Genomic DNA, 26,423 nt, shown 5'->3' with positions numbered 1-26,423 from the left:
TTCATCCATTTATATTATTTCTTCCGCCTCGCCAGTACCTCGCGCAGATAATCAGTTGCAGGCGGCAGTGGCTTTTCAAAGAAGCGATCCTTCCAGTCAGGATCAAACCTGTTGATCAGGAGAAACAATACCAATCCACGCACCTGCGACCAGGCCGGACCTTGCTTTGTCAACCAGGAAAGCAGCTCGCGCTCATTCGGGTTAGGTGCATTCTTAAGCATTACACGATATTGTGCCCACATAGCCGAACCCTCCAGCGAAAGGAATATTTCGTCGGCTTGTCCTAATCCCTGGTTTCTCCCGCTAAAGAATTCACGCTTGCGTATTTGTATGCGTTTTAAAGCATGTTCTATCACTGTTATGCAACTATCCTTATTGGTTGTAAAAGCAGCATTCCACAATAGCGTGTTTTCTTCTGCATAAAGCTGTTTATACCGCTCATTACCTGAAAACATTTCTTCCACCGTATTATCATTGAGACTTTTGTATTTGCCGGCGTCATGAATAGCCAACAACTGCGGAAGCACAAAAGGCAATTGGCGGGTATGCGTCAGTTCGTGAATATTGTTGCCCAGGAATAAAAAGTCGAGGAAGGAAGCCTGATCAGGCGGTGCAAATTTGTGAAACAGCGAAGGCAGCGGAGCAATAAAGAATGCCTTTTTGTTTTGTGCATAAGGTATCGTGGTAACGAGCCCGGCCGCCAGTGGAATGGCAGCCCTGTCTGGCACCCATAGGCTATCGGTGTGCGACAGCCGCACAAGTGGATACGTGATCCCTGCAAACACAACACTATAGGATGTTTTCTCTGCGGCGGGCAGCATACCCACGTCGGCATTCACATGCCAGGCCGAACTACTGTCATAAAAAATGATCCACGGCAATCCCTTCACTTCAATTGTCAGTTCATGCTCGCACACATACTGCCAGTTGTCAAGGATCTTCTGTATCCAAGCTGTATCTGCCGGCACAGGTTGTTTCCAATGAATTACTGCATCATTGCCCTGCGTTCCGGCAACGGTTACAGGTGGGTGACTGTTCCTTTTATGCTCAGAAAAGGAGAGCAATCCCCAACATACCATCAGATAAATAATTGGTCGCATAGTTATATCACTGAAGTTAAGATAATCCCGGCCCGCTTCAATACAACAGCATCAGCTTAACTGTCTACCAACAGATTAACAGCCTTGTAATTCATAAAACATTCATTGTGAAGGAGCTGAGGGAAATGGAGGCTGGGGGTGCCGGACGGTGGATAAAAAGTTATGACCTGAACTAATATATTTAGTGATGCGTTCAGTATTTTAGCTAAATATATTAGTAGTAAGATGGCAAATATCGAGATCACCGGGAAAGGCATCCAGAAAGTACTCAGCAGGTTTGATTATAAACAGGCCATTGCCGAATACATCTGGAATGGGTTCGACGCTAAGGCAAATACGGTACAATTGAATTATGAAGCCAATAACCTGGGCTTTGTGGCAAAGATGGAGATCATCGACAATGGCTATGGCATCAACCGGGCGCAGCTGGCCGAAAAGTTCTCTCCCTTCTTCGATTCGCAAAAAGCCATCGAAATAGAATCACCCAAGAATACCTCCGCAGTGCATGGCAAGAATGGGGTAGGGCGGCTTACCTTTTTCAAGTTTGCCACAGAGGCGATCTGGAACACGGTATATGAAGAAAAGAAAAAGAAGTACGAGTACTTCATCAACATCAAATTTGATTCAATCAACAAATACGACAGCCCCGATTCCGGTGTACATGAGGTAAAAAAGAAAGCTACCGGCACATCGGTCACCTTCTACAATATGCTGCCCGACATTACCGATGGCAAGCTGCAGGAAGAACTGATGGACTTCCTCTGTCTGGAGTTTGGCTGGTACCTCGAACTGAACAAAGACAATGGGTATGCTTTATTGATCAATGGCGCGCCGCTGGACTATTCATCTATTATTGGCGATACCCACCACTTCATGCTCAATCACCAGGATAGCAACAATGAGTTTGAAGTCAAGTACGTACGGTGGAACATGAAGATCAACAAGGAGTTTTCCAAATACTATTATATAGGTGCTGATAATATCGAACGGTACAAAGAATTTACCTCCCTCAACAACAAAGGCGATCATTTCTACCACAGCGTCTACATCAGGAGCAATTACTTTGATCAGTTTAAATTTAAAGGAACGAATACCGATCCCCAGCTGGCGTTCATCGGCAGCACCCGTATCGATCCGGTATTCCGGTTCCTGCACAAGAAGCTGTCTGCTTTCCTGCTCGACAAACGCAAGCCTTACCTGAAACAGTACACCGATATTCTGATCAGCCAATACGAGCAGGACGATATCTTTCCTGTGTTTAGCGACAATCCCTGGGATGTGATCCGCAAGATAGAGCTGGAAAACCTGGTGCGTGGACTATACGAGGTGCAACCAAAACTATTCCTCAACCTCAACACCGAGCAGAAGAAGACCTTTGTACGCCTGCTGAACCTGATGCTCGATAGTCTGGAAAGAGACAAGCTGTTCGACATCCTCGATGGTGTAGTAGAACTCTCCAACCAGGAAAGAAAGCAGATGGCGTCCATCATTAAAATAACCCGGCTGGCCCGTGTTAATCACACGATCCGCCTTATAGAAGACCGTTATAAAACCATCGATACCCTGCGCGATCTGATCATACGCAAAGAACTCAAAGCCAATGAGCGCGATCACCTGCAAAAGCTGGTCGAAGCCCATTACTGGATATTTGGAGAGCAGTATCACCTGGTCACAGCTGCCGAGCCAAAGTTTGAAGAAGCGCTCAGGCGGCATAGCCATTTACTGCGCGGAGATGTTCCGGTGCTGCCGATCAATCATGAAGACAAATACCGGGAAATGGACATCTTCCTTTGCCGGCAGGATATACTGACCCATGAGATCAGGAACATCGTGGTAGAGCTGAAACACCCTGCCCTGAAGCTGGGCGAAAACGAGCTGGCCCAGGTAAAGAAATACATGAACGTCATCATGAACGAACCACAGTTCAATGGCAACAACATGACCTGGGAGTTTTACCTCATTGGCACGGACTTCAACAGCCGCGGAGAAATAGAAGCCGCACTGGACAATGCCAAGCCTCACGGAGAAAAATCACTGGCTTTCAAAACCGGACAGTACAAGATATTCGTGAAGAAGTGGAGCGAAGTGATCAACGACTTCGAGATGAAACACAAGTTTCTCAACGATAAACTACAGCTGGAAAGAAAAACACTCAACGAAGCGCAGGACACAGCCGCCGAAGCAGTACGCGCTGCTACCGACAACACCGCTGCTATCCAGCGTAGGATTGTTTAAAGGAGGTTGTTTGTTGCTTAATAACGTGGTCGTTTAGGGGTTGTTTTTATTGTTGATGCCATGCTTTTGTTTTAAATTAGCATATATCTTCAATTGCTTATCTGCATGAAGCATTTCATCGTCATACCTGCTTTTTTGCTTAATCCGGATTCTTCAAGCCTGGCCGGACAGGCAGCTGCTATCCCTTTTACTCAAATTTAAGGTGCCCTACAGGTACGCTCAACGTGCGCTTGTGATGCGCTCATGGTACGCTCAATACCTCAAATTGCTGTCAGGTGGCTATGAGATTGACCACAGTTGGATATGGGAGTGATATTGGCTGCCTGCCTGGTGGAAGCATGTTTAGTGAAGTGCATGCCATATACGAAAATGGAAAAATCAGCAAAAAACGTCGATTTCAGAAATTATGGTCGTTTTCAGAAATGGAGATTTGGAAACCGGTTGTTGCTGATCGTAAGTTTACAGTACAAATTTAAAAAGATTGCCATGGCAAAACAATGCGGAACGCACTCATTCACTGGAAAGCTGGGTGCCACTATTGGATATAAGTTGGGAAACGGCGTATATATTGAGCGTGAGAGCGGTTCCAAAGAGGGAAAGGCATTTAAGAAAGACCCACGCCGTTGGCGTACGATGTATAATGCCGGGTTGTTTGCACAGGCTTCAAAAGCAGTACAGTTCATCTATCGCGCCTTGCCGAAGAACCAGCGGCAGCATGGTGTATATGGTAAGCTGTCGGGAAAAGCCTTTAGCATGCTCAGGCTGGGCAGTAGTGTCGACGAGGTAAAAGCGGCATTGATGAAGCAGTATGTGGAAGATCGGCAGCCGTTGATTGTAGCAGGGCAGGGACGTGCAGTGGATGCCGGTATTCCATCGGGCACATCAGTGTCAGGAGCTTGTACGGTTGCTGATATGGACTGCAAAAGGGTAACAAGCTTACAGTACCCAATATTTCCTGATCATCCACAGTATATTGTACAGCAAAAAGAAAATAACAAGCCCCGCATGTATACGTTCATTTTTCGTCCGGATCGCCAACACACATAACAGCACATGAATGATGATCCTGATAATATACTCGGTACCCAGCGAACGATAATGTTCCACTCCTTTTAAAAGCGTATCAATCACATCGAATAAAAAGGAAACACCCAGAAACGAAAAGATCCAGTTCTTCCTCGAATAGAAGTACTCTTTGTATCCGGCATACTCCTTCATGTCATCCGGGAAGAGAAGTGAACAGACGATATAGTAAATGATGATGAAGCAGATAATAAACAGGTAAGACTGAAAGTTCCAGTCCTTTACGTTCTTCAGCAATATTTCCCACCACCAGAAGTCCAGCAACGACAGGAACATGTAAAACACCCATCCAAGATGTACCCAATATAGCCGTACGCGGGTGGGATGTTCTATCAGTTTGGCAACGCCCTTCAGTAAATGCGCCATGCTGAGGCTCACGATGATGCTCATGAGCATCCGGATGTGGAAAAACTGGTCCATATGTGTGGCTGATTTAAGGAGTCTTCAAGGGTAGGAAGTATATACAATTTAATGAATGACAGTCGGTTTCTAAAAAGAATCTCACTCGTGGCTGGTTTGCTACAACAAGCCGGAGGCTTGTAAATACCCGTCACCAGCGAGACGCTGGCGACGGGGCAGCGATTGTCGCAATAGCCCCCGCAAATTGTCAGACCGGCACACCTTCCGGTCATGTTTCGGGCAATAAGTTTGTATAAACACAAGTATATGTTACTGAAAAACAAAAATGCTGTTATCTATGGTGCCGGAGGTTCTATCGGTGGAGCGGTTGCCAGTGCCTTTGCCCGGCATGGCGCCACGGTGCACCTCACGGGACACAATACTGTTTCCCTGCAAAAAGTGGCGGATGATATCATGGCCCAGGGAGGAAAGGCGATCGTTGCACTGGTAGATGCATTAGATGAGCAGGCGGTCAATGACCATGTCAATAAGATTAGTCAAACGGGCACCATCGATGTCTCGTTCAATGCTATTGATGTGAAAGATACCCAGAATGTTCCCCTGACTGAAATGGCCCTTGCCGACTTTATCCGGCCTGTCAATGTAGCCATGGAAACCCAATTCATTACGGCTTGTGCAGCAGGCAGGGTGATGATGAAGCAACAATCGGGTGTGATCCTTTCCATTACCGCTACGCCCGGTGCTATCGGCTACCCGCTGGTGGGAGGTTTTGGTCCGGCCTGTTGTGCGATAGAGGGATTCTCCCGTGACCTCGCGGTAGAGCTGGGGCCATACAATGTGCGGGTCATCAATATCCGTAGTGCGGGCTCACCCGATTCAAGGCCTTTCCGCGATGCATTGGCCAGCATGCCGGAGTTTGCCAACACCTTCATCCGTAAACTGGAAGAAGACACCATGCTGAAGAAACTGCCCATGATGGAAGATATTGCCAACACAGCCACTTTCCTGGCATCGGACATGGCGGGTAAGATCACCGGTGTTACGGTAGATGTGACTGCAGGAACCACCAACGGTCTTAACTATAAAACACCTTATATACCATTTAGTCACCCACAATAAAAAGTGAAATTATGGACAACAAAAAAGTGATCAACGAATTCCTCGATGCGTTCGATAAGAATGATACCGAGGCTATTCTGAAAAACATGACCGACGATGTGGAATGGGATATGCTGAACGATCAGAAGATATCCGGTAAAGCGGCATTACGCAGCTTCTTTGAGAAGAATAAAGATATGGTGATGGTTAGCTCCACGCGTGACCATTTTATCGTGGAAGGGGATCACGCTTCGGTAGGCGGAGAAGTATTGTGTAAGAATACAGCAAGCGGGCAGGAGTACGATATGTATTACTGCGACGTATATGAGCTGCAAAACGGTAAGATCAAAAACATGGTTACTTATAACATCAACAAGAAAAAGGATTAATATCAATCTGCAAACTGCACGGAGTACACCATTGGCAGGTAGTTGTTGACTACCTGCCAGCTGTCTCCCTTATCAGGCGAAAAGAACAGGTTGCCGGTAGTAGTGCCAAATGCTACTGCATCGCCGGAGCTGACCAGCGCATGGCGGTACACGATATCAAAACAATTCTCCTGCGGCAATCCATTCCTTAATTCCTTCCAGCTCTTACCTCCATCATCTGTGCGGCAAATACAAAGTGCGCCCTGGATAGCAGTGCGGGTCATATCACTATTGGCAGGAGCTACCCATGCCTGATTGGGATTGTCCTCTGCTACGGTGATAGCAAAACCAAAACGTGCAGGGCCTTCCGTCTGCCCAATATCATCCCAGCTTTGAGCTCCGTTAACAGAGCGGAAAATGCCACAGTGATTTTGTTGCCACAGGTAATCCGGATTACCGGGAGCTGCTACGAGAATGTGCGGATCGTGACCAATGTCGGAATCAGGATCGGGTAGGAAGTCGGCACGTAAACCTTTATTACGTACCGCCCATGTTTGTCCGCCATCGGTAGTTTCAAATACGCCGGCACAACTGATGCCGATATGAATATGATTTTCATCACGCGGGTCTACAACAATGGAATGAATGCCCGGCAGGTCGCGCCCGCCGCCCATCCAATGCTCCTTGCGGGAAGGATGGTTCCACAATGATTCTACCAACTGAAAACTGCTGCCTTCATCGTCACTTACAAACAAGCCTCCCGGATCGGTGCCTGCCCATATTTTAGCAGGGAAGCTGCTGCCGCCATGCGACATCGCCCATATGTAGCGGGTGGTGGCAGGCATGCCATCTTTTACTTCTGCACCTTCGGGATATGCGGGCGCTGCTACTTCTTCCCAGGTGGCGCCACGGTCTTTGGAGCGATGTAGTTTTACACCCCAGTGTCCATGATCGAGGCAGGCCCACCAGGTACCGTTACGTGGATCTGCATAAGCAATGGAAACGGGTACTCCTTCAAAAGAAAGGTTCTCCGCTTTCCATGTACTCTTTTCATAACGGTAGGCAATGAACCCCTTGCGGGTGCCCAGCAGCATCGTTGATTTCATACCTGTTGAGTTTATAAAGGTTTAACCTCCGGATAAAGCCTGCATGATGTATATCTCACTATGCCCGGTAATCGAGTCACTCAGTTTGATCCTGTCTTTGATCAAAGTACCATCGATAAAAATGTTCACATGCTGCCGTAGTTTTCCCTGCTCATCCAGCACATAGCTGCGTACACCGGGGTAGCGGGCTTCCATTTCTTCCAGCACGGCAGCCAACGTTCCGCCCGCGGCCGGCGTTTGCTGCAGGCCCGGGAAAAAACGTTTCAACGCGTACGTGAACTTTACCGTTGGCATTATCTGTTTTAATTCTTGGGGAATCCTGCATCGGCCTTTACTTCCTTGATCTGCAGCAAATGGCGGTTGCCATGCGCGGCTATGAACAACAGCATCTGATAAGTATCCAGGCTGCCAAATGGCATGGCGAGCACGTGATTGCGCAGTTCATCGGATGTAGACTTAACATAGTCGGTCAGCTTTGTGCGACTGGCCTTTAGGCTTTCCAGTGCTTCGGTCGCAGACTTGAAAGTAGAGTTCTCAGGTTTCAGGTTATCGGACGTTTGTCGTTTGGTAGAGCGGTCTGCGATACCTTTTACCACTTGCTCATCAGTCATTTTAATGTCGGCACGTTTTTCCGGATTGGCTGCTTGCTTTATGCCAGCCTCCGTAGCTTGCCACAACATCTGCTCGGTGGTAGCAATGTGGATCACACATTCCTCCACACTCCAGCGGTCGGGCGCCGGTTTGTATTTCAGTTGGGCTTCACTAAGGCCTTTTATTTCCTGCAGCAGATCTTTCTCAGAGCCTTTCAATAATTGAATAGCATCTTTTCTTTCTTTATCCGTAAGTGGATTGGCGGGAATAACAAAAGCAAATGCAACCAGTGCAAACGAGGCGATAAAAAGTAACTTTTTCATAAAAACAGTAATTGTTGATGATAAATGTCAGATACAAAGCTAAAGTCTTGATCATACTGTCACAAGGGGGAATAGAGACATTTTATAGGGCTGATTAAGACAAATGCCTGAATGTCGTGTTTCACAGAGCGGACGGGGATGAACAGCATATGAAGTTAGTCAATAAAACGACAAAAGCCGTCAATCGGACGAAAGACGGCTTTGCCATGTATCGATGGTTAATGTGATCAGTTTACGGGCACTCCATACTTTCTGGCCTGGTTGCGCATAAAGCGGTCTGCTTCATCACTTCCGGCGGCACATATCTCGTTCATGGGTTTGCCCAGCTTTTTGGTGAGTGCAGGGTTGTTTATTACTTCGCGGGTGCCCAGTCGCCCCTGACTTTGCAATACAGTAGGCACACAGGAACTGTCGCCTGCAAAACCAACTTCAGCACGGTCCGTTACAAAAGAACCACCAATGCCGCCATGCGAAGTATAGAAATATTGTTCCTCTGCATGGTCTACACCTATATAAGTAAGAGAAGTATTACTGAATGAACCGCGGGAATGAACTTCCGGATGACGTCTTGCGTGGGCCACATACTTTACATTCTCCACTTTCATACCATCGAGGCAGGGCTGCCGGTCAACCGAATCATACAGTCCCATGAAATATACTTTGATCACCGGACTCAGCATGCGGGCCAGGTTGGCTACCACAAGACCGCCCCGGCTATGTCCTATCAATACGATCCGCACATCATTTACAGATAGCGGTTGCTCGTTCAGCATCTGGCGGGTCACCTGAGTGGGTAGCCGCAATGGCTCATACATACCATATTCAGCCATCATCCCATGTTTATGATAAGCAGCCTGTTGATGACAGCTGTTGACGTCGTACATATCCAGCGGGCGTACCTGCCGTGCACGGGAGGCGGGGAATAACGTACCCAGCCGGTGATAAATAAAATCAAGTGATTGTTGTAGTATCTGTTCTGCATCGCTGCCGGTAATTTTATTGGAAGGACCATGAAACCAGCGGCGGTCGATTTGCATTGTACCATATTGAACATCACGCACAAACCTGAAAGTATTACTATTGCTGCCGTCTGATTTCATCCAGGAATCAGAGCCGGTTCCATCCACACCGACAACAATATATTTTGGCTGCATGAAGATAGGTTTGATGAAACGGCAACAAATTTTAAACCAATTTAATAATTTTGGAAAGATTTTTGCTTTAACTTTATATCACTACGCGTAGAAGCCTGCTCAAGACAAATCTCCTTTTGACAGCTTCCCGCAATACTCAGTTTTTTATTATTTCCTATTTACTAACATTCACTGGTCAAGTCCATGAAGTACTATTCATTACCATTGGATACCGAATGCCTGATGCAGAAAAAAGAACATCCCGGTTGCTCGTTGAAGCAATCCGTGGCTGGTCACCTGCACCTGATCGTGACTACTGCCTTCGGTGAAATGCAGGGTGAGAGCGGGTTTGGTAATGCCATTTGGGAACATGATTTCGATAACCTCACTACCCGTTCGAAGCAACAGGAGCTGATGAAGGAATCGTTAACAAAATCAGTCAGGCAACATGAAAAGCGGCTGGACAATGTAAAAGTGGAAGTCACTGTTAAGCAGGAAGAAATGGTAACAGTATCAACCACATCACGTATCAAAAAGCGACTGGACATTTATATAACAGCACGCCTTACCGCAACAAGCGAGAACATCGTTTTCCGCGATAGCTTTTTTGTAGGCCCGTTGTCGTATACATAATTATACCTTATCTATGGAAAATAGAGAACAGATAAAGAACCGGATGATCAAAACAGCAGCCAGGTTGTGGGGCTATTCAGAAGATGAATCAGCTTCCGCTTTCGATCCGCTGGTAAACCTGCTGTTCACCGCCTGCTCGTTGGAGCTGGAAAAGATATCCGGTGAAGTGGAAGCATCGAGAGCGCGGTTGCTGGAGAAAATGGTACAACTATTATCTCCCGAAGTGTTGAACGGACCTTTACCTGCCCACGCCATCCTGCATGCACGCGCTGTGGAAGCGGGTTCCCGCCTGCGCGATACGGACCAGTTCTTTGTATCACAGCGCTTGAACACTACCTACGAATCTGCTAATAACCAATACAAGGATATTTTCTTTTCACCTACAGCCTCTTTCCATATTAATACGGCGGCGGTGCAATACCTCGCCACAGGCTACCAGTTATTCACCTATCGTGAAAAGATTGCTAAAGAAGTCATTGCACATTGTGTGGCCGGTCGTGAACTATCGCCATCTGTTTTGTGGCTGGGCATTACGGGCAACCCGGATAGCCTGCATCAAACACAATGTTATTTCGAGATCAGGAATGAAGTGAACCGCGAACTCTTTTATGCCAACCTGCCCGCTGCGCGTTGGTTTTATGACGACCGGGAGATCATAGCTACATCTGGCTATAACCAGGAAGAAATAAGTGGAGAGCGGCTGGACATAGAAGAGTTGCTTACCCGCAAGAACACCAGTTCCTACAAGATCAAGGAGCAGGTCAACGCTTATTATAAGAACAGGTTTATTACGCTGCACATGCCTGATGTGGAAACAAGGGAAGAAACGCCTATACCTGCCGAAGTGCAGCAGTGTTTTGATAAGAAAGACCTGCAGCTATTACAGCAACAGACACTACGCTGGATAAAGATCGTTTTCCCTGAAAATATTCCATCAACCGTATTACAGGATGTTGTATGCCACTTCAATAGCTTCCCGGTAATCAACCGGCAGTTGCATGAACTGTCCTACCGCATGCACGATCTGCTCAATATCATTCCCTTGCAGGCTACAGACAGCTTCTTTGACCTGCAGGAAGTTGCTGATCAGCAAGGAACCATCTATAACCTGCGCACCCTTAAAAAGAATGAAAAAGAGAAACTGTCGGTGCTGCTGCGCCAAGGAGGCGTTGCCCGGTTTGATGAGCGTAATGCGGCGGCGATCGTAGAACATATTATTCAATTACTGAACGATGAAAGCGCTGCCTTCTCTGTGCTGGGCCGTGAATTCATGGCTGGCGAAATGAAGCAATTGCAGCAGCTTATCTATAAGCTGGAGCAACAATTGCAGGCCAGGCAATTGCATCGTGAACATACACCTTTCCTCATCGTACGGCCTACGGGTACGGAAAAGATCAATAACCTGTTGGTGTCCTTCTGGACTACAGGCGGCAGCCAGGGCAATAACGTAAAAGCAGGCGCCAGCTTACAAGCATATAAAACAGCCGACCTGTATCATCACAAGGACATTATACTGATATCGGGTACAGTGGGGGGGCGTGACCGATTGAGCCCTTCTGAAAGTATTACGGCTTATAAGTCGGCCCTGTTATCGCGCGACCGGCTGGTGAGTATGGAGGATATCAAACTCTTCTGCCAGTTGCAATTGGGCAACCGCGCCAGGACAGTGAAAGTGGAAAAAGGAGTGATGGTAGCGCAACAAGTGTCACAAGGCTTTGCCCGTACCATTGATGTGCGCATTGTGCTGAGCAGGAAAGATTACCTCGACGCACAGGAAAAGAACCAGTTAACCTATTGGAAAGATAACCTGGTACTGCAACTTGCGAAGAAGTCTGCAGGCCTCACACCTTTCCGTGTATTTATAGAAGAAGCAGCGTAACGGACAGACCTGACAGGTTTCGCCTGGCGCAAAGCTTTGCAAAACCTGTCAGGTCTAAACAATACATATGCATCAAGCGATCGACATAGAAAAACTATTTGAAGAGCTGACCACCAATCACTATGATATCCGGGCAGAAGCCCTGATAGCTCAGGTGATGCAGCAGGTAGGCGCGGGAAACATCGTAGCCGTTAATGATGGCCGGTTCTTCCGCGAATACCGCAAAGATCTCTACGCTGTTAACCGCATAGAAGATTCGTGGAAGCATCAGTTGCTACAACTACGCTTGTCGCGCACCGGCCTGTATGATCTGTTGCCTGAAGGGCTCTTTCACCAGCCGGCAGGGGAGAACAGGAGCGATGCGGTCAGTGCGATGGTGGCATACAGCAGGCGCGACAAAAAGAAAGAGGCGTCGGCACGTAAGTTCTTTCAACCGCTGGAGAACAGTTTCTTTTTGCAACGGGTACAATTGGAGAAAGAGGAGACTCAATTGCTGAGTGGTATTGACAGTGGCTTACTCACAGATTACTTTTTTGATTTCTGGGGATTTCCGGAAGGACTGAACAGGAACTGTGGTGCACTGCTGGTGTTGTTACTGCCCTATGCTCATGAGATTGCCGGAGATCCCGCATTGATGCAGGATTGTCTGCAAATACTGTTACAGGAAAAAGTAACTGTGCGGCAGGCGCCGCCTTCCTGGAGTTATGCAGATGAGCAGGAAGTTGGATTGGGAGGATTGGCGCTGGGCAATGATATGGTATGTGGCAGCCAGTTTTGGGAAGACCATACCTGCCTGCAGTATGATATCGGCCCTTTACAAAACAGCTTTCCTTCAGAATATGTGCCCGGTGGAGAGAGCGACCTGGTGCTGGAAGTATTCAACAATTACTTCGCGCCGGCCGATGCCGACATCACGATCAACATTGAAGTAGACAGGGAGAAAGCATTGATCAGGTTAGATGAAGAACATAGTCCGATACTGGGTTATTCAAGTACGCTATAAATAAATTTCTATATGGACAGATTGCTGACACCAGACCTCAATAAGGTGTTGATGTTACTGGGAGTAGGGCTACTCAGCCTTTCCGTTATCCTTGGTTTTGTGGCCCGCAAGATCAGGAGCAGTTTCAAGCCTTTTAGCAAACGGGCGGTGTTGTACCTGGTGGTAGCCACTTTATTATTTGTGCTTACCGGCCTGATCATAGGCGCCAAATTATTCAGCAGCTACACCGGGTACTTTATTTTCTTCCAGGTATTGTTTCTCCTCTATGGTACGGTCCATGTCTACCTTATGGAGCGCAAGATGCCCTGGGGGCCTGACAGGGCCTTCTGGCCCGACTTCATTTTTACCTTCCTCATCATGTTGGTGGGTGCAGTGGGTTTTGTACTGGCATATCGCGCCCTCAATAGAGAAGGATTGGAGATCGCTTTAATGCCTTCTGTCTTGACGTTCATGGTACCCTTGTTTGTATTGTACACCTTCCGCCACGCCATGGCGTTGCCACCAAAAGTGTTGAAGCAATGGTACTACCCGGTACACCAGCCGGTGGAAGATCCAGACGAAAGCAAGCTGAAGAACATGCTCCTTATCAGTTTTGAATTTCAGAAGAAAGGAGAAGATGCCTGGTACACCAACTTCAGAGCAAAAGCACCTACCGATATGGAACTGGGCACCTTGTTCTATTACTTTATCAACGATTACAACGAGCGGCATCCCGAAGGGCGCATTCATTACATCGACGGACAGGGAACGCCTCATGGATGGATATTCTATAAAAAGCCAAGATGGTACAATCTATTCACCAGATACGCAGATGCAGACAGGACGATCTTTATCAACAACATCAGGGAAAATGATGTGATCGTATGTGCACGTACGTTCGAATAAATCAATACGCATGGAAACACAACAGGAGTTTTTGCCCGTGAACTGGGCCAATGGGATGAAGATCAACAAGAATCATTTTATTACCCAGGACAATGCTTTTACCTGGCGGCAGGCGAGGACAGTGGGCAGTTTTCTCAATGAGCATAACTATGGATTGTTGCCGCTGCTCGACCGACACCAGGCATCTGTCAAATTATTTCTGTCGCTCGATAATGAACAAACCGTACACCTGCGCATACAACACTGCCGGGCTATCAGCCGTGGCGGTTATGTGCTGGAGTTTGATAGTGATACAGCACTGACCGGACAAAGTCTTGCTGTTACAGTGCCCGGCCTGCAGGTGCCCTTCAATGAACTGAAAGGGAATGCAACAGCTTACTACGTGGTGCTGGCGGTCAACCCTTATGAGCGGATTCCCTTTGGTCCGGCTGATCCCGGCGAGTCGCCACCCCGGTTGCCCTATACTATTCCAACTTACAGCTTGCACCTCTTGCCGGTGGAAGATGCCGGTACACTTTCTCCGGGCGGCGCGCAGGTGCCGGTTGGTAAAGTGGTGGTGGAAGAGCAGGTGGTAAAACTGGTAGAGCAATACATTCCGCCCTGCACGGCGGTGAATAGTCATCATGAGTTGCTGGAAGTACATGCAGGGTTGGAGCAGTTCTTCGGACAGATGGAATTGTATGCGCTGCACATTATCCAGAAGATATTACAGAAGAAACAGCAGAATGAACTGGCCGATGCCATCCACCTCATCTGCCAACAGATGACGACCTATATAGCCAGCGAGTTCAGCAACTTTAGGCTGACGTACATATACCAGCCGCCGGTATTCATGATCACAGCGGTGACCGGTTTGGCGCGCATGATCAAGAACAGCATTGATTATTTCACCGGCACCAGTAAGGATGAATTGGTAAGCTATTTTACCGAGTGGTGTGGTGTGACGCAGGGCGAATTGGAAAGTTCGATCACTGCAGTTTGTAACTATAAATACAATCACCTCGATATCAACGATGCATTGGACAAGGTGCTGAAGTTTACACAGATCATCTCAGCCCTGTTTGCCAACCTGTCGCGGCTGGATTATATCGGCAAGAAGAAGGAGGCTGGCATATTTGTGAAAGAGCAGGTATTAATACCTCAATACGAGAACGGAGCTGTGAAGAAACGTCGCAGCTTTTTGGCAGATTAACATTGAGCAATTATTAAACCTCCACTATGCAAAACATACTAAACGTAAAAGAACGTGACAAAGCATTCCTGAAGTTCCTGTTCTTCCTGGTCATCACGGTATGCCTGATATCGGGCGCCATTTATTTCGATATGCGCATGCCCTCTAAGGAAAACGAGGTGCTGCGTCAGCAGGTGAGCCGTTACCGTACCCAAAGTCTGGCACAGGAGAAATTTGCCAACAGTATGGACCATGCCAAGGTGCTCATCGATTCATTGCGGCAGCCGGGTGTCAACAATATGTACCTGAACCAACAGGTGGCTGTTCGCCTGCGCGAGCTGACCGACCTGCAATACAAGGACAGCAGCATTTATAGCCGGATGAACAAGAATATACTCGACCTTTTCCTGCGCTATCAGGATGCCACCAACATGGTAGTGAGCATGAAAGATATGCCGGGCAGGCTGGAAGATTACAAAGGTAAATATGAGCAAGCGCAGCGCGACCTCGACCAGGCCCGCCGTGACCTTGACCTGCTTCGCCGTGCCAACACTGCGGCTGGTTATTAAACCATTGAACATTATCCTGTATGAGCAAGCGCCTGCCATTATACCTTTTCATCATCGTGTTGGCTGTTTCCTGCGGCAGCAGTAAAAAGGCTGCTAACAATTGGAACGACATTGTGGTCAGCACGGCCGATACCAGCAATCGTATGCTGGCAGACCTTAGTCCTGACCAGCGCTTGCGGGTAAAATATGCAGCCTGGCTGAAAACAATACCCGACAGCCTGAAGAATATGACGCTGTACCGCTTCATCGATAAATGGATGAACACGCCTTACCGCTGGGGCGGCACAGATGAAAAAGGAATAGACTGTTCTGCTTTCCTGCAACGTCTGCTACAAGATGTATACAGCATCCCCGTTCCCCGTACTTCCGTAGAGCAGTTCTTTACCAAAAACATAGAGACGTTTCATGACGGACATTATTTCGCCGAAGGCGACCTGGTGTTCTTTGCCACCATACCCGGCAAGCCGGTTTCGCATGTAGGCTTTTATTTACAGAACCGTGTTTTTGTAAATGCTTCTTCCTCGCAGGGTGTTAGCCTTGCCAGCCTCGATGATCCTTACTGGAAGAAACGTTACATCGCAGCCGGCAGGGTGAAGCGGTTCCTTAATTAAGCATTAACCATATCGATATGGAAAATAAAAAGATACAACCGTCCTACCTCGATGATAAGATCATCCTTACGCTGATCATCATTAGCCTGCTGGCATTGATGGTCACGGCTTTCCGGTACAAGAACTATGAGCCCTGCATTCCTTTTCATATCAAAGCGAAGGCAGAATACTACCGTACCGGAGAACCTATCCGCTTTGAAACAGATGCACGTTTTGTGCAGGATTTTCAATGGGAGTTTGGCGATAACGAAACAACCCAAACGCAGATACCTTCTGCTGTACACACTTATGCCGTGCCCGGGGAATATACGATCACGCTCACCACGAATGGGCAATGCAGTGAGTATAAAACCATTTACATCACCCGTGCGCCGAAACTGGAAAACCCTTTGCTACTGCCCACTTTTATATGTCCGCAATCGGCAGAAGTAGGAAAGCCGGTCACTTTTATAGATTCTACTGCCGGCGCCCGCAGCTGGGAATGGCGCTTTGGAGAGACGGCAGTAATAGATGCCACATCTTCCACAGCCAGCTATGTATACAAGACACCTGGATTGAAGACCATTGCACTGGTTATCAACAACAATGCGCAACAAATGGCCGTGTGTAAGGTGTTTGTGAATGAAGCAGCTGCGACAAGGCCAAAGGATGGCAACAACAAACGCAATAAACAGCCAAACAACCTGATCATCGTTCCTGCCAAACCGGTTACACCTACACTCAATGAACAGGTGAATGAGCAACCGGCTATGAAGGAGCCGCCAAAGCCGATGGGCACAGCTATCAGTAAGCAGGAGCTGGAAGGGAAGCTGCGCATGGTGGCCAACAACTACTTCAAGGCAGAAGGCTTTACGCCGTACCTCTGCAACAACCTGAACGTGCCGGTGAGTCTTAATGGTGAAGAGATCACTTTTGTCGAGTTCTGCAATAAGCTCAGTGCGCTCAAAAGTGAAAAGAAGATCAAAGAATTAAATGTACAACAGATAAAGAGCAGTGAGACCAATTGCATCATCAGCCTGAACGTAAACCTGAAACTAAAGAAAGGCTTCCTCGGAATATTTTAAGTGAGCAACATGCAATTGGGCTAAAGCCCGAACATAGTTTGTCTTACTGTATCCCGGCCCTAAAGGGCCGGGCAATACGAAAACCGGGAGAATTGCCCCGTCCTTTAGGACGGGGAACTGTGAAATAAAACACAACTGGGCTTTAGCCCAATTTGAATAAAACATTATTGTATGATAGAACAAGTCAATAGTATCCATCTGTCTGAGGCCACCAAAAAAGTGAGCCATATTGCCCAGGCATTGGCAAGGGAAAATATGCACCCGCAAATTGCCACATCCCATTTGCTGAAGGCGCTTATGCACAAAGAGGCCGGACTACACCCACTATTAAAACAACTGAAGAAAGATATTTATTACATAGAAGAATGGGCAGATGTGCGCATGGAGTCATTGCCCAAAGCTACCCGCCTCGACGATACACTCCGCAGCGATGACCAGGTAAAGGCGGTCATGGACGAAGCGGACATCATCCGGCTCATGACAGGCAAAGAACAGGTAGAGCCTTTGCACCTATTGGCGGCACTTAGTACACCGGGTGTGGGCTTTACATATGAACAACTGAAAACCTTCCCGCTGCAACGGCAGGAACTGGTGGCGAAGGCCATGAACGAAGAGCCACTGCAAAAACAGAATGGCCTATACAAGGCAGGCCAGCAGAACGAACCTGTTTCGCAACAGGCATTATTGAAGTATTGCGTACATAAGAACCTGCGTGCTCGTGAAGGGAAGACCGATCCCATTGTTGGGCGGGATAAAGAGATCAGGGCAATGGCGGAGATACTTAGCCGCCGCTCCAAGCCTAATGTATTGATCGTTGGCGAGCCGGGGGTAGGGAAGTCGGCATTGGTAGATGGATTTACGCAGGCTATCGAACAACAAAAAGTGCCTGCTTTCCTTGCGCAGGCACAGGTATTCGAACTGGACAATGGAGCACTGGCTGCAGGTGCTTCTTACAAAGGAGAAGTAGAAGAGCGTCTCAAAAGCATTGTTCAGGAGATCAAACAATTCGATAAAGCCATCCTGTTCATCGATGAGATGCATGTGCTCATGGACAAGCAGGGAGCGATGGCTGGCGCAGCCAACTTGTTGAAGCCGGAGCTGGCGAGAGGAGAGATCACCGTCATTGGTGCCACCACGCCCGAAGAGTTTCGCAAGTACATCGAGAAAGATGAAGCCCTTGCCCGGCGTTTTGATATTATTAAAGTAGAAGAACCTGATGTAGCTACCGCTTACAGGATGATGAAGATCATCATGCCGCGGTATGAGCATCATCACCATATACAGGTTGAAAATAATACGCTTCATGAAACGATCCGGCTGGCGCGGCGCTATGTCAAAGACCGCCGTCTGCCCGATGCTGCTATTGATCTGGCCGATCATGCCATGGCAGCTTTGCGGCTTACGAGGGATACAGGCGAAAAAGCAGTGCAGGAAATGAAGTCACTTTTTGAGGAACTACAGGAAACGCAACATGAACATACCAAAGAAGAATGGCAATGGCATTATCAGCAATTGAGCCAGCGGTTGAGCCCGGTATTGTGGGCCGTCGTGCCACCAGCACCGGCATCGCCGGAAAATATGGATGCTGCTGCATGGATCAATTACCTGCAAACCATTTATCCATTGCTGGAGGAAGCAGCCGCCGATGACAGGCAACTGCTCAGTAATGCCGACGTTGCTGCAATAGTGGCTTATCGCACAGGTATTCCTATTGGTAAAGTGCAGGCGCAGGAACAGGACCGCCTGTTGAAAATGGACAGTATTCTCCGGCAACGGGTCATCGGGCAGGACCATGCTATTCGCTCGATCAGTGAGGCCATCCTCGAATCGAGGGCCGGCCTGGGAAAACCCGGACAGCCATTGGGCTCTTTCTTTTTCCTTGGTCCTACTGGTACCGGTAAAACAGAGCTGGCGAAAGCCCTGGCAGATTTTCTTTTCCAGGATGAGACAGCGATGATCCGGTTCGATATGTCGGAGTTCAAAGAAGAACATGCAGCCGCTTTGCTTTATGGAGCGCCGCCCGGTTATGTAGGATATGAAGAAGGAGGATTGTTGATCAATAAGATACGGCAGCAGCCTTATTCGGTGGTGCTCTTCGATGAAATTGAAAAAGCACACAAGTCAGTATTCGATATCTTCCTGCAGATCATGGATGAAGGAAAACTGCATGATAAATTAGGGAAGGAGGGAGATTTCTCCAATGCCCTCGTTTTGTTTACGTCGAACATCGGAAGCCAGTTTGTCGTGGAATCATTCAACAGAAATGAAATTCCCGCGACTGCTGAACTGATGGAGATCATGACACAATATTTTCGTCCCGAGTTCCTGGGGCGCCTGACAGAGATCTTACCCTTTGCGCCTATGAATAACAGCATGGTACGGAACATACTGGATATTCAATTACGGGGGCTGCATGGGTTATTAGAAAAGCAAGGAATTCGTTTAACCCTGACAGAGAATGCCAAAGAGCAGCTGGCAAAAATGGGGTATGCGCCACAATACGGTGCGCGTCCATTGGCTGGTGTGATCCGGAATCAGTTGAGGCGTCCATTGTCGCGCATGATTATCAGTGGAGAAATGCTTTCAGCGTCGGGATGGACGTTGGATGCAGATGCTGCAGGCAATTTGGTGTGGATAAAATGACACAGGTGTTCAGCGCAAGCCAGAGGCTTGCTAATAGCCTCACTCGCCAGAGGCGAGCGAGTGTAAAGAAATCATTAAGTGAATGTAAAGTTTTTGATGTGCAGGGGTATATGGGGATTTTTTATTAATTTACTTGTACAGTCCCGTTATTGAAAAATTTAGGAATAGTATTTGCGTAGAAATACTTTTCAAGTAGCCCCTGATCATTTCTCCCTAAACATTACCGAGGTCATTCATTAGCAGCAGTGCGTCATCATGATGATGCAAGGGTGCTTTATTTTACCATATACGTAAACCTAATAACTATGTCAATTGAACCTTATGGAATAGGTGGTACCGAGGTGAAAACCGACGCCTACGAAGCATTTGCTGACATTCCACAGAACCGCGTACTGCTCGCTGAAAAACTCACCCATGATCCTCCTGTAAAGCCTGTCATCGTGGAAGGGCTTACGAGTATCGACGATGTTTTCGAAAACTACAAGCCGAAGGTCGACATCAGTTTTGAGACGGAAGAAGGCGCGCTCAAAAGAGAGACGCTGAATTTCAAAGGACTGGCCGACTTTGGTATTAAAGGCATTATCGCGCAGAGTGAATACCTGGGCGATGTGAATATAAAGCAGTTGCAATACCAGAAGATCATCAGGCAGTTGAAATCGAATAAGCTGTTGAAGCAGGCGCTGGCCGGCGAAGAAAGCCGGGAGAACCTCATCAAAGCACTGCAGTCGCTGGTAGAAGAACTGGAAGCCGCCCGCTGATCATCGTCAGCGTATTGTCATTTGTAAACCATCCATCCACGTTATACCTTATTTATTATGAGTACAGAACTGACCAATGCAGCCGTACAGCAGGAAGCCGTTGCCGTTGCAGAAACCATTCTTCCTGTGCGTCAGCCGGCTGAGCAGCTGGAAAAAAGTGTGCAAGGGCTGGCCAAATACGGAGGCTTCGATCTGCTGGAGTCTGCCATAGACGCCGTACAAAACGTTAATCCCGAAAGAAAAGCACGCAAGAAGATATTCCTCGAAGAAAGCTCTAAAAAAGAAGAGCGGACTGCACTGAAGAAAACACTCCAGGTATGGCTGGATGTGCTAAAAAGCTCTGATGATATTACTGAAATGGTGCAGACCTGTGAAGAGAAGGCCGCCCAGGCCGATCAGGTGTTGAAAAAGAACCTGCGCACTGCCATTAAAGAAACAGAGCAGCTGGAAAGGTCTTACCGCTCTATTGCACTCTTCTTTAAAAATACGGAGAGTCTCAAGATCAAGAATGTATCTGTTATCAACGTGGAGCCCGAGCAATTGAGGGACCTTGACAATACCCGGTTCATCGACTCGATCCGCACCGAGCTGTTGGAAAACTACGACCGGCTCGATCTGCGTAATAACTATAGTATATTGATATTGCCCGGTTACCTCGGCAGCAATAAGGTAGTGGAAAAGTGGGCCAAGATCGCTTACGAAAGCAAAGTGATGCTGGTCACCGATTTCGAGAACCTCGATACACCGGATGATGTGATGGAATTATTTGAGGCCGCCAACCTCACCAGTGGTGATCCGTATCGTTCCAACGTGATCATGTCGTGCAACTGGCTGGTGGGCCGTGGAAAATTCGATGAGATTGGAGAAGAGGACGACCTTTTTGTGCCACCGGCGGCAGCGCTGGCGGGCAAGATATACAACACGCTCATGTCGCAGGTGACGGCCGGTAAAAAATTCGGCGGCATCAATGAAGTGGATGGTGTACGCTTCGACCTGAAGAAAAGCGAAATAGCTTCTTTGGAAAAACTGGGATTGATTCCCATGGTAAAAGAATACGGAAAGGTAATGGCATTCTCCGCCAAGACCTTGTTCAATGGCGATAACCTTGGCTTGCAAACTTACTCTGTAGTAAGAGTATTCGATTATGTGACCAAGGTCATGATGGATTTTCTCAATCGCCGCACATTCGAAAACTTCAACGCTTCTACGCGTAAAGAGCTCAACGGACAGATCGTGAAATTCCTGGACGGTATCACTGGTCCCAGTAAACTGATCGAAAACTTTGCGATCAAACGTTTTGAACAGGACCCTGTTCAAAAGGACCGGATCTACCTGGATATTCACCTGAAACCCTATTTCCCTGCCAAAACCTTTTTGATCAAACTGGAAGGTCAGAAAGGAGATGATGCCGATAAAGCCGAATGGCAATCGAAATACGAACAGGATAAATAGGTTTCATTTTCCCCCTAAAGCTTTTTTTAGAACTAAAACATTAAGGTAAGCTCATTGCTGGAAACAGGCGATGCAACTGGTTATTTGCCTCTGCGGAGGTAAGTGATCCTGTATTGCATTGGCTACAGGTTGTCATAGAATGACCTGCACAACATCGTTTTTATTTTTTATTGGTCTTATACCTTTTTTAATTATTAAAACCATTATTTATGTCTTTTAAGTCAAAACTCAAAGTGGCTGGCAAAGAAGTTAATGTGCTGGCTTGCAGCTATGCCTTGAAACAGGAAACGGACGCTACCGGCCGTCCTTCTTCTATTACCCGCGGCGGTAAGATCACACTTACGGTTGAATCAACCGGAGATACCAGCTTCTTCGAATGGATGACCAACAACTTCGAGCGCAAAGATGGCTCCATTGTATTCGTGAAGCGCGATACCGACGCTACACTGAAAGAACTGAAGTTCACAGAAGCCTACCTGGTAGACTATAAAGAGAATTTCGACAACAATGACGAAAGTCCCATTACAGAAACGTTTACGCTGAGCGCCCAGGCTATTGAAGTGGGTAGCGGTAAACATACCAACGAGTGGGTAAAATAATTATCCGTTGCAAAAGGGTGGGGCAGATGCTGCACCCTTTTGCTGCTGAAACACACGATCACCCATTAATAATTTATCCATGTCATTCATTGCAAAACTAAAAGTAGATGGAGACGAGGTAAATGTATTGCACTGTGCTTTCCGTTTTTCACAGGCTACAGACGGCACCGGCAAGCCCACGGCTATACCGCAGGGGGGGGCTGTGACTGTAGTAGTGGAAAGCAATGGCAGTACCGATTTGTTTGATTGGATGGTGAGCCCTACCCAAACCAAAAGCGGCACCATCACCTTTTACCGTCGCGACAACATGAGTAAACTAAAGACGCTGGAGTTTTCAGATGCCCACTGCGTGGATTATTTCGAGACTTATGATCACAATAACGATAATCCCATGCAGGTGCAGGTAACACTAAGTGCCAAGGAAGTCAAAATGAATGAATCCCAGTTTAAGAACAACTGGCCTGAATAGCTTCTTCCGGGACACGACTGCCGGAACGGGAAGCTAAGTTCTTTTATAGCTTATCTCTATTACACCATAAACGACATAACATTTTTTATGGCACAACTCATCAGTAGTAACATTAGTATTGCTGGTAATCCGATACGTCAGATAACCTCTTTTCAGCTGACCCAACAAATATTTGATCACCACTACTTCAGGCTGGTCTGCCCCGCCGAGTCCATCGATGGATTGGGCGGCAGTCTGTTGCAGGCATCGCGCAACCTGATCGGCGGTATACTCCAGGCCTCCGTAACGCCGATGGGCGCTTCAGATGCCCTGCAGTTTAAAGGCATAGTGATGCAGGTAGAAGCAGATCGCTTCAGTGGCCATGCTGGCAATCTCATCATCTCCGGTTGTAGTCCCACCATTATTTTAGACAGTGGCCCTCACTGTAAAAGCTGGACAAAGAAGGCTGTTAAAAACATTGTGCAGGATGTGCTCAAGCATTTCCCGCAAAACCTGTTGCAACCACAGGTAGCGCCGCTTTATCCGGAAACACTGGCTTATACTGTCCAGTATAAACAAACAGCCTGGCAGTTCCTTCATTACCTGTGCACCACCTATGGAGAATGGTTGTATTACGATGGAGAGCAACTCCATATTGGTCCTCCCCAGGCAGGGCAGGCTGTTGCTTTGACTTTTGGCAGCAGCCTCAGTCGTTTCAGTATGGCCTTGCAGGTAAATCCTGCCAACAGTAAGATGATGGCATATGATTACCTGAAACATGAGGTGTACGACAGTACGCCACAAAGCATAGAAAGCAAAGCGGGCTTGAATGACCTGGGCAAACATGTGCTGCAGGCCAGCCAGACAGTATATGCCTCACAGCCCAAGTATTGGAACAACCAGTTTGTAGCCAATAAAAAACAGCTGGATGATGCCATCAACATCAAGATGGCCATGCATAGCAGCAACAACGTACGCTTCTCCGGCAGCAGTGATCAGCCTGGCTTAAAGCCGGGTGCTACAGTGAGTGTGCAGGGGCGTAACCTCATGAGCCTGTCCAATGAAAACTATGGCGACTACCTCATTATGTCTGTCAGCCATTACTTCGATGGACAGGGGAATTATAACAACGACTTTATAGCAGTTCCTTCCGGTATCAAACTGCCGCCGGTAGCCAATAAACAAACAGGTATCTATAGTGAAACGCAAAGCGGCATCGTGACCGATAATCATGATCCGGACGGACTGGGCCGTGTAAAAGTAAAATTCCATTGGATGAATGGCGCTGAGAAAACGCCCTGGATAAGAGTGACCAGTCCACACGGCGGTGGCGGTAAAGGCATGTTCTTCATACCGGAAGTAGGAGAGGAAGTTATCGTGGGGTTTGAAGGTGATAGTCCTACTAAGCCTTTTGTGGTTGGTACTGTATACCACGGCAAAGCCAATAACACCTTCAGCAACGGTGGTAATGATGTGAAGGCATTGCAAACACGCAGCGGAAACAAAGTAGTGATGAATGATAAAGACGGCAGCGTGTTTGTAGAAGATAAAGACGGCAACAGCATGCTGATCGACGGAGCGGGCAATATAACCGTGAAGTCCAATAAAACAGTGATGGTGGATGCGGTAGATGAGATCACGTTCAAGACCAAGAAGATCACCATGCTGGCGGAGAATGAAATATACATGGAGTCCAAGAAGTTCGATGGGCAGTTATCAGAAACAGCCACCCTCTTTGGCAAAAATGAAATGAATGTACAGTCCAAAACGGCTGTGAATGTGACCTCTGAAAATAAAGTAGACATTGGCGGGCAAACGGAAGTGTCTGTGACCGGGAATGAGAAGGTGATGCTGACTTCCACTGCTGTACAGGTATTCAGCGAAGCCGATACCTGCATTGCCGCTGCTGCCATCAAACTGAACTGTTAAAGCAACACTATGAACGAGCACAATCCCATAATGGTGCGGCTGGATGAGATGGTGAAAGTGTGGAAGACGAACGTACAGCCACAACATACCCTGATACGCTGGATGCTGAAGCCAGAGGAGAGCCGTATGTATGAAGGCTTCTGCCGGTTGGAAGCGTCGGCTCATGGAAAACTGGACAATCTCTTTGTTTTCTTTTACACTCCATTTACCCAGGCCGAAACTTATAGCTACGAGCTGATACAAAACTGGCTGCATGAATACGAAGATGCAGAACAACAAAAAGCACTGCGTGCGGCGGGTGTTGCTGGTAGCTGGGAAGTAAGCCTGTTTCAGAAAGCCGTAGCAGCAAAAGACTATGCCGGTTGCGATGAACTGCTGCCGGGTATGATACAACTATACAGGAATTGGGTAAACATGCCGACCACGCCTTTTGTATTTGGCTTGCTGCCCAAACAAATGAGTGACCCACGCCAATTCAGGCAATGGGTACAACGCTGGATGGAACAGCTGAGGCCCACAGGAACTCAATTGTTGCTCTTCGATCATATAGAAAGTAACTATTGGGGAGAAGTGTTTGAACAATACCGGCATGAAGCCGTTACCCTGCGTCATGACCTGCGGATGCAGGAAGCCATTCGCCAGATAGCCACCAGCGGACATAATACCGATCCGCATGCTTTCTTCCGCAAGTGCATGTTTGAGATGGGGGATGCCTCTTCCAAAAAGAACAAGCCATTGCTGAATACCTGGGGCGAGAAAGGAATAGAGGTAGCTAAGAAAAGCGGTGATAAAGTGTTGCTGGCTACCGCCTACATCACCTATGCAGGCATGTTGTTCCCCTTCCGTGACCATATAGCCATCGAGGAGTTGCTGGATACAGGCATCCGTCTCTGCAGCCAGGAGATAATGGCTGGCGAGGAGACCATGAAACCCATGTTGCTGCAATATTATACCTACAAGGGTGCCAGCTATCAGGTGCAGAAAGAACGAAAGGAAGCACTGCAATGGTTCATGAAAGCAGGTGATGAAGCCGTGCAGTTCGGCTTTGCCGGACAGGCTGTCTCCGCTTATTATAAAGCCTATGTTTTTGCGGAATATAAAAACTATCGTGAAGAAAGTATTACAGCCTGCCGTCGTGCATTACAATTAACAGGCCGGCTTACCACAGAAGAGATACAGTCGTCTGAGTATCCCTTCATGGCTTATGACCTGGTAAAGCAGGAGCGTACACAGGATGCATCCCTGATCGCGGTGGTGGAACAAAAGATGGTGGAGGCTTTTGACCATGATTGGCAACACACTGTAGCAGAACTGAAAAAGAATTATACCAAAAAGAAATTACGCCAGGCAGAGGCTGGCGTTGAAATCTGAGAAGGAGAAAC

Annotated in this window: 26 protein-coding genes; 20 read left to right on the top strand and 6 right to left on the bottom strand. The window is 47.7% G+C overall.

Annotated elements, in window-relative coordinates:
• Positions 1–14: 14 nt before the first annotated feature.
• The gene (locus AC5JBY_RS30550; protein WP_495908495.1) at positions 15–1,100 is read right to left on the bottom strand and encodes a hypothetical protein; all 1,086 of its coding nucleotides are present in this window, start codon (positions 1,098–1,100) and stop codon (positions 15–17) included.
• Positions 1,101–1,325: 225 nt separating this feature from the next.
• Between AC5JBY_RS30550 and AC5JBY_RS30545 the strand changes: the two genes are divergently transcribed.
• From AC5JBY_RS30545 to AC5JBY_RS30535, 3 genes are all read left to right on the top strand, one after another.
• Positions 1,326–3,335, top strand: a complete 2,010-nt coding sequence (locus AC5JBY_RS30545; protein WP_495908494.1) for an ATP-binding protein — start codon at positions 1,326–1,328, stop codon at positions 3,333–3,335.
• Positions 3,336–3,616: 281 nt separating this feature from the next.
• Entirely contained in the window at positions 3,617–3,811 is a 195-nt protein-coding gene (locus AC5JBY_RS30540) for a hypothetical protein (protein WP_495908493.1), read from the top strand.
• A gap of 10 nt (positions 3,812–3,821) precedes the next feature.
• Positions 3,822–4,382, top strand: a complete 561-nt coding sequence (locus AC5JBY_RS30535) for a hypothetical protein (protein WP_495908492.1) — start codon at positions 3,822–3,824, stop codon at positions 4,380–4,382.
• On the opposite strand, the gene AC5JBY_RS30530 is transcribed toward AC5JBY_RS30535, so the two are convergent.
• Positions 4,272–4,838 carry a hypothetical protein gene (locus tag AC5JBY_RS30530; RefSeq protein ID WP_495908491.1) on the bottom strand — a complete coding sequence of 189 codons (567 nt, stop codon included), beginning with the start codon at positions 4,836–4,838 and terminating at the stop codon, positions 4,272–4,274. The two genes, AC5JBY_RS30535 and AC5JBY_RS30530, sit on opposite strands and share 111 nt — an antisense overlap.
• Before the next feature lie 246 nt (positions 4,839–5,084).
• Between AC5JBY_RS30530 and AC5JBY_RS30525 the strand changes: the two genes are divergently transcribed.
• Both AC5JBY_RS30525 and AC5JBY_RS30520 read left to right on the top strand, forming a co-directional pair.
• Complete coding sequence (locus AC5JBY_RS30525) at positions 5,085–5,897, top strand: SDR family NAD(P)-dependent oxidoreductase (RefSeq protein WP_495908490.1); 813 nt, start codon at positions 5,085–5,087, stop codon at positions 5,895–5,897.
• Positions 5,898–5,908: 11 nt separating this feature from the next.
• The gene (locus AC5JBY_RS30520; protein ID WP_495908489.1) at positions 5,909–6,265 is read left to right on the top strand and encodes a nuclear transport factor 2 family protein; all 357 of its coding nucleotides are present in this window, start codon (positions 5,909–5,911) and stop codon (positions 6,263–6,265) included.
• Positions 6,266–6,267: 2 nt separating this feature from the next.
• Here the strand turns inward: AC5JBY_RS30520 and AC5JBY_RS30515 are convergent, their stop codons facing one another.
• The 4 genes from AC5JBY_RS30515 to AC5JBY_RS30500 form a co-directional block, all read right to left on the bottom strand.
• On the bottom strand, positions 6,268–7,350 hold the full coding sequence (locus AC5JBY_RS30515; RefSeq protein ID WP_495908488.1) for a WD40/YVTN/BNR-like repeat-containing protein: 1,083 nt from the start codon (positions 7,348–7,350) through the stop codon (positions 6,268–6,270).
• 21 nt (positions 7,351–7,371) lie between these two features.
• On the bottom strand, positions 7,372–7,644 hold the full coding sequence (locus AC5JBY_RS30510; RefSeq protein ID WP_495908487.1) for a MoaD/ThiS family protein: 273 nt from the start codon (positions 7,642–7,644) through the stop codon (positions 7,372–7,374).
• 8 nt (positions 7,645–7,652) lie between these two features.
• Positions 7,653–8,264, bottom strand: coding sequence for a DinB family protein (locus AC5JBY_RS30505; protein ID WP_495908486.1), 612 nt, complete (start codon positions 8,262–8,264; stop codon positions 7,653–7,655).
• Between the two features lie 227 nt (positions 8,265–8,491).
• Positions 8,492–9,418, bottom strand: a complete 927-nt coding sequence (locus tag AC5JBY_RS30500; protein ID WP_495908485.1) for a hypothetical protein — start codon at positions 9,416–9,418, stop codon at positions 8,492–8,494.
• Positions 9,419–9,601: 183 nt separating this feature from the next.
• On the opposite strand from AC5JBY_RS30500, the gene AC5JBY_RS30495 reads away from it, so the two are divergent.
• From AC5JBY_RS30495 to AC5JBY_RS30425, 15 genes are all read left to right on the top strand, one after another.
• On the top strand, positions 9,602–10,030 hold the full coding sequence (locus AC5JBY_RS30495) for a GPW/gp25 family protein (RefSeq protein WP_495908484.1): 429 nt from the start codon (positions 9,602–9,604) through the stop codon (positions 10,028–10,030).
• A 13-nt stretch (positions 10,031–10,043) separates the two neighbouring features.
• Positions 10,044–11,909 carry a hypothetical protein gene (locus tag AC5JBY_RS30490; RefSeq protein WP_495908483.1) on the top strand — a complete coding sequence of 622 codons (1,866 nt, stop codon included), beginning with the start codon at positions 10,044–10,046 and terminating at the stop codon, positions 11,907–11,909.
• A gap of 67 nt (positions 11,910–11,976) precedes the next feature.
• Positions 11,977–12,912, top strand: a complete 936-nt coding sequence (locus AC5JBY_RS30485; protein ID WP_495908482.1) for a type VI secretion system baseplate subunit TssG — start codon at positions 11,977–11,979, stop codon at positions 12,910–12,912.
• 12 nt (positions 12,913–12,924) lie between these two features.
• Positions 12,925–13,797 (top strand): TssN family type VI secretion system protein, encoded by an 873-nt coding sequence (locus tag AC5JBY_RS30480; protein ID WP_495908481.1) that lies wholly within the window; start codon positions 12,925–12,927, stop codon positions 13,795–13,797.
• A gap of 10 nt (positions 13,798–13,807) precedes the next feature.
• Positions 13,808–14,989 carry a hypothetical protein gene (locus AC5JBY_RS30475; protein ID WP_495908480.1) on the top strand — a complete coding sequence of 394 codons (1,182 nt, stop codon included), beginning with the start codon at positions 13,808–13,810 and terminating at the stop codon, positions 14,987–14,989.
• Positions 14,990–15,015: 26 nt separating this feature from the next.
• The gene (gene tssO, locus AC5JBY_RS30470) at positions 15,016–15,537 is read left to right on the top strand and encodes a type VI secretion system TssO (protein ID WP_495908479.1); all 522 of its coding nucleotides are present in this window, start codon (positions 15,016–15,018) and stop codon (positions 15,535–15,537) included.
• A 20-nt stretch (positions 15,538–15,557) separates the two neighbouring features.
• Positions 15,558–16,148 (top strand): C40 family peptidase, encoded by a 591-nt coding sequence (locus AC5JBY_RS30465; RefSeq protein ID WP_495908478.1) that lies wholly within the window; start codon positions 15,558–15,560, stop codon positions 16,146–16,148.
• A 17-nt stretch (positions 16,149–16,165) separates the two neighbouring features.
• Positions 16,166–17,212, top strand: coding sequence for a PKD domain-containing protein (locus AC5JBY_RS30460; RefSeq protein WP_495908477.1), 1,047 nt, complete (start codon positions 16,166–16,168; stop codon positions 17,210–17,212).
• Between the two features lie 171 nt (positions 17,213–17,383).
• Positions 17,384–19,855, top strand: coding sequence for an ATP-dependent Clp protease ATP-binding subunit (locus AC5JBY_RS30455; RefSeq protein ID WP_495908476.1), 2,472 nt, complete (start codon positions 17,384–17,386; stop codon positions 19,853–19,855).
• 305 nt (positions 19,856–20,160) lie between these two features.
• Complete coding sequence (locus AC5JBY_RS30450) at positions 20,161–20,613, top strand: hypothetical protein (protein WP_495908475.1); 453 nt, start codon at positions 20,161–20,163, stop codon at positions 20,611–20,613.
• Between the two features lie 57 nt (positions 20,614–20,670).
• The gene (locus AC5JBY_RS30445) at positions 20,671–22,065 is read left to right on the top strand and encodes a DUF5458 family protein (RefSeq protein WP_495908474.1); all 1,395 of its coding nucleotides are present in this window, start codon (positions 20,671–20,673) and stop codon (positions 22,063–22,065) included.
• Between the two features lie 209 nt (positions 22,066–22,274).
• Complete coding sequence (gene tssD, locus AC5JBY_RS30440; RefSeq protein ID WP_495908473.1) at positions 22,275–22,664, top strand: type VI secretion system tube protein TssD; 390 nt, start codon at positions 22,275–22,277, stop codon at positions 22,662–22,664.
• Positions 22,665–22,743: 79 nt separating this feature from the next.
• Complete coding sequence (gene tssD, locus AC5JBY_RS30435) at positions 22,744–23,133, top strand: type VI secretion system tube protein TssD (RefSeq protein ID WP_495908472.1); 390 nt, start codon at positions 22,744–22,746, stop codon at positions 23,131–23,133.
• Between the two features lie 87 nt (positions 23,134–23,220).
• Complete coding sequence (locus AC5JBY_RS30430) at positions 23,221–25,041, top strand: type VI secretion system Vgr family protein (RefSeq protein ID WP_495908471.1); 1,821 nt, start codon at positions 23,221–23,223, stop codon at positions 25,039–25,041.
• Between the two features lie 9 nt (positions 25,042–25,050).
• Positions 25,051–26,412 carry a hypothetical protein gene (locus tag AC5JBY_RS30425; RefSeq protein ID WP_495908470.1) on the top strand — a complete coding sequence of 454 codons (1,362 nt, stop codon included), beginning with the start codon at positions 25,051–25,053 and terminating at the stop codon, positions 26,410–26,412.
• The last annotated feature ends 11 nt before the right edge of the window (positions 26,413–26,423 follow it).

It is taken from the genome of Paraflavitalea sp., from assembly GCF_059502485.1.
The sequence above is the reverse complement of the archived record's forward strand: the minus strand, read 5'-3'. Positions and strand labels throughout refer to the sequence as shown.

Bases quoted from the DNA above. Each gene is read 5' to 3' on its own strand.
- AC5JBY_RS30550 (WP_495908495.1), bottom strand. From the start codon at position 1,100: ATGCGACCAATTATTTATCTGATGGTATGTTGGGGATTGCTCTCCTTT.
- AC5JBY_RS30540 (WP_495908493.1), top strand. From the start codon at position 3,617: ATGAGATTGACCACAGTTGGATATGGGAGTGATATTGGCTGCCTGCCT.
- AC5JBY_RS30475 (WP_495908480.1), top strand. From the start codon at position 13,808: ATGGAAACACAACAGGAGTTTTTGCCCGTGAACTGGGCCAATGGGATG.
- AC5JBY_RS30445 (WP_495908474.1), top strand. From the start codon at position 20,671: ATGAGTACAGAACTGACCAATGCAGCCGTACAGCAGGAAGCCGTTGCC.
- AC5JBY_RS30510 (WP_495908487.1), bottom strand. From the start codon at position 7,644: ATGCCAACGGTAAAGTTCACGTACGCGTTGAAACGTTTTTTCCCGGGC.
- AC5JBY_RS30425 (WP_495908470.1), top strand. From the start codon at position 25,051: ATGAACGAGCACAATCCCATAATGGTGCGGCTGGATGAGATGGTGAAA.
- AC5JBY_RS30465 (WP_495908478.1), top strand. From the start codon at position 15,558: ATGAGCAAGCGCCTGCCATTATACCTTTTCATCATCGTGTTGGCTGTT.
- AC5JBY_RS30460 (WP_495908477.1), top strand. From the start codon at position 16,166: ATGGAAAATAAAAAGATACAACCGTCCTACCTCGATGATAAGATCATC.
- AC5JBY_RS30535 (WP_495908492.1), top strand. From the start codon at position 3,822: ATGGCAAAACAATGCGGAACGCACTCATTCACTGGAAAGCTGGGTGCC.
- AC5JBY_RS30505 (WP_495908486.1), bottom strand. From the start codon at position 8,264: ATGAAAAAGTTACTTTTTATCGCCTCGTTTGCACTGGTTGCATTTGCT.
- AC5JBY_RS30450 (WP_495908475.1), top strand. From the start codon at position 20,161: ATGTCAATTGAACCTTATGGAATAGGTGGTACCGAGGTGAAAACCGAC.
- AC5JBY_RS30500 (WP_495908485.1), bottom strand. From the start codon at position 9,418: ATGCAGCCAAAATATATTGTTGTCGGTGTGGATGGAACCGGCTCTGAT.
- AC5JBY_RS30545 (WP_495908494.1), top strand. From the start codon at position 1,326: ATGGCAAATATCGAGATCACCGGGAAAGGCATCCAGAAAGTACTCAGC.
- AC5JBY_RS30480 (WP_495908481.1), top strand. From the start codon at position 12,925: ATGGACAGATTGCTGACACCAGACCTCAATAAGGTGTTGATGTTACTG.
- tssO (WP_495908479.1), top strand. From the start codon at position 15,016: ATGCAAAACATACTAAACGTAAAAGAACGTGACAAAGCATTCCTGAAG.
- AC5JBY_RS30515 (WP_495908488.1), bottom strand. From the start codon at position 7,350: ATGAAATCAACGATGCTGCTGGGCACCCGCAAGGGGTTCATTGCCTAC.
- tssD (WP_495908472.1), top strand. From the start codon at position 22,744: ATGTCATTCATTGCAAAACTAAAAGTAGATGGAGACGAGGTAAATGTA.
- AC5JBY_RS30530 (WP_495908491.1), bottom strand. From the start codon at position 4,838: ATGGACCAGTTTTTCCACATCCGGATGCTCATGAGCATCATCGTGAGC.
- AC5JBY_RS30495 (WP_495908484.1), top strand. From the start codon at position 9,602: ATGAAGTACTATTCATTACCATTGGATACCGAATGCCTGATGCAGAAA.
- AC5JBY_RS30485 (WP_495908482.1), top strand. From the start codon at position 11,977: ATGCATCAAGCGATCGACATAGAAAAACTATTTGAAGAGCTGACCACC.
- AC5JBY_RS30455 (WP_495908476.1), top strand. From the start codon at position 17,384: ATGATAGAACAAGTCAATAGTATCCATCTGTCTGAGGCCACCAAAAAA.
- AC5JBY_RS30525 (WP_495908490.1), top strand. From the start codon at position 5,085: ATGTTACTGAAAAACAAAAATGCTGTTATCTATGGTGCCGGAGGTTCT.
- AC5JBY_RS30520 (WP_495908489.1), top strand. From the start codon at position 5,909: ATGGACAACAAAAAAGTGATCAACGAATTCCTCGATGCGTTCGATAAG.
- tssD (WP_495908473.1), top strand. From the start codon at position 22,275: ATGTCTTTTAAGTCAAAACTCAAAGTGGCTGGCAAAGAAGTTAATGTG.
- AC5JBY_RS30430 (WP_495908471.1), top strand. From the start codon at position 23,221: ATGGCACAACTCATCAGTAGTAACATTAGTATTGCTGGTAATCCGATA.
- AC5JBY_RS30490 (WP_495908483.1), top strand. From the start codon at position 10,044: ATGGAAAATAGAGAACAGATAAAGAACCGGATGATCAAAACAGCAGCC.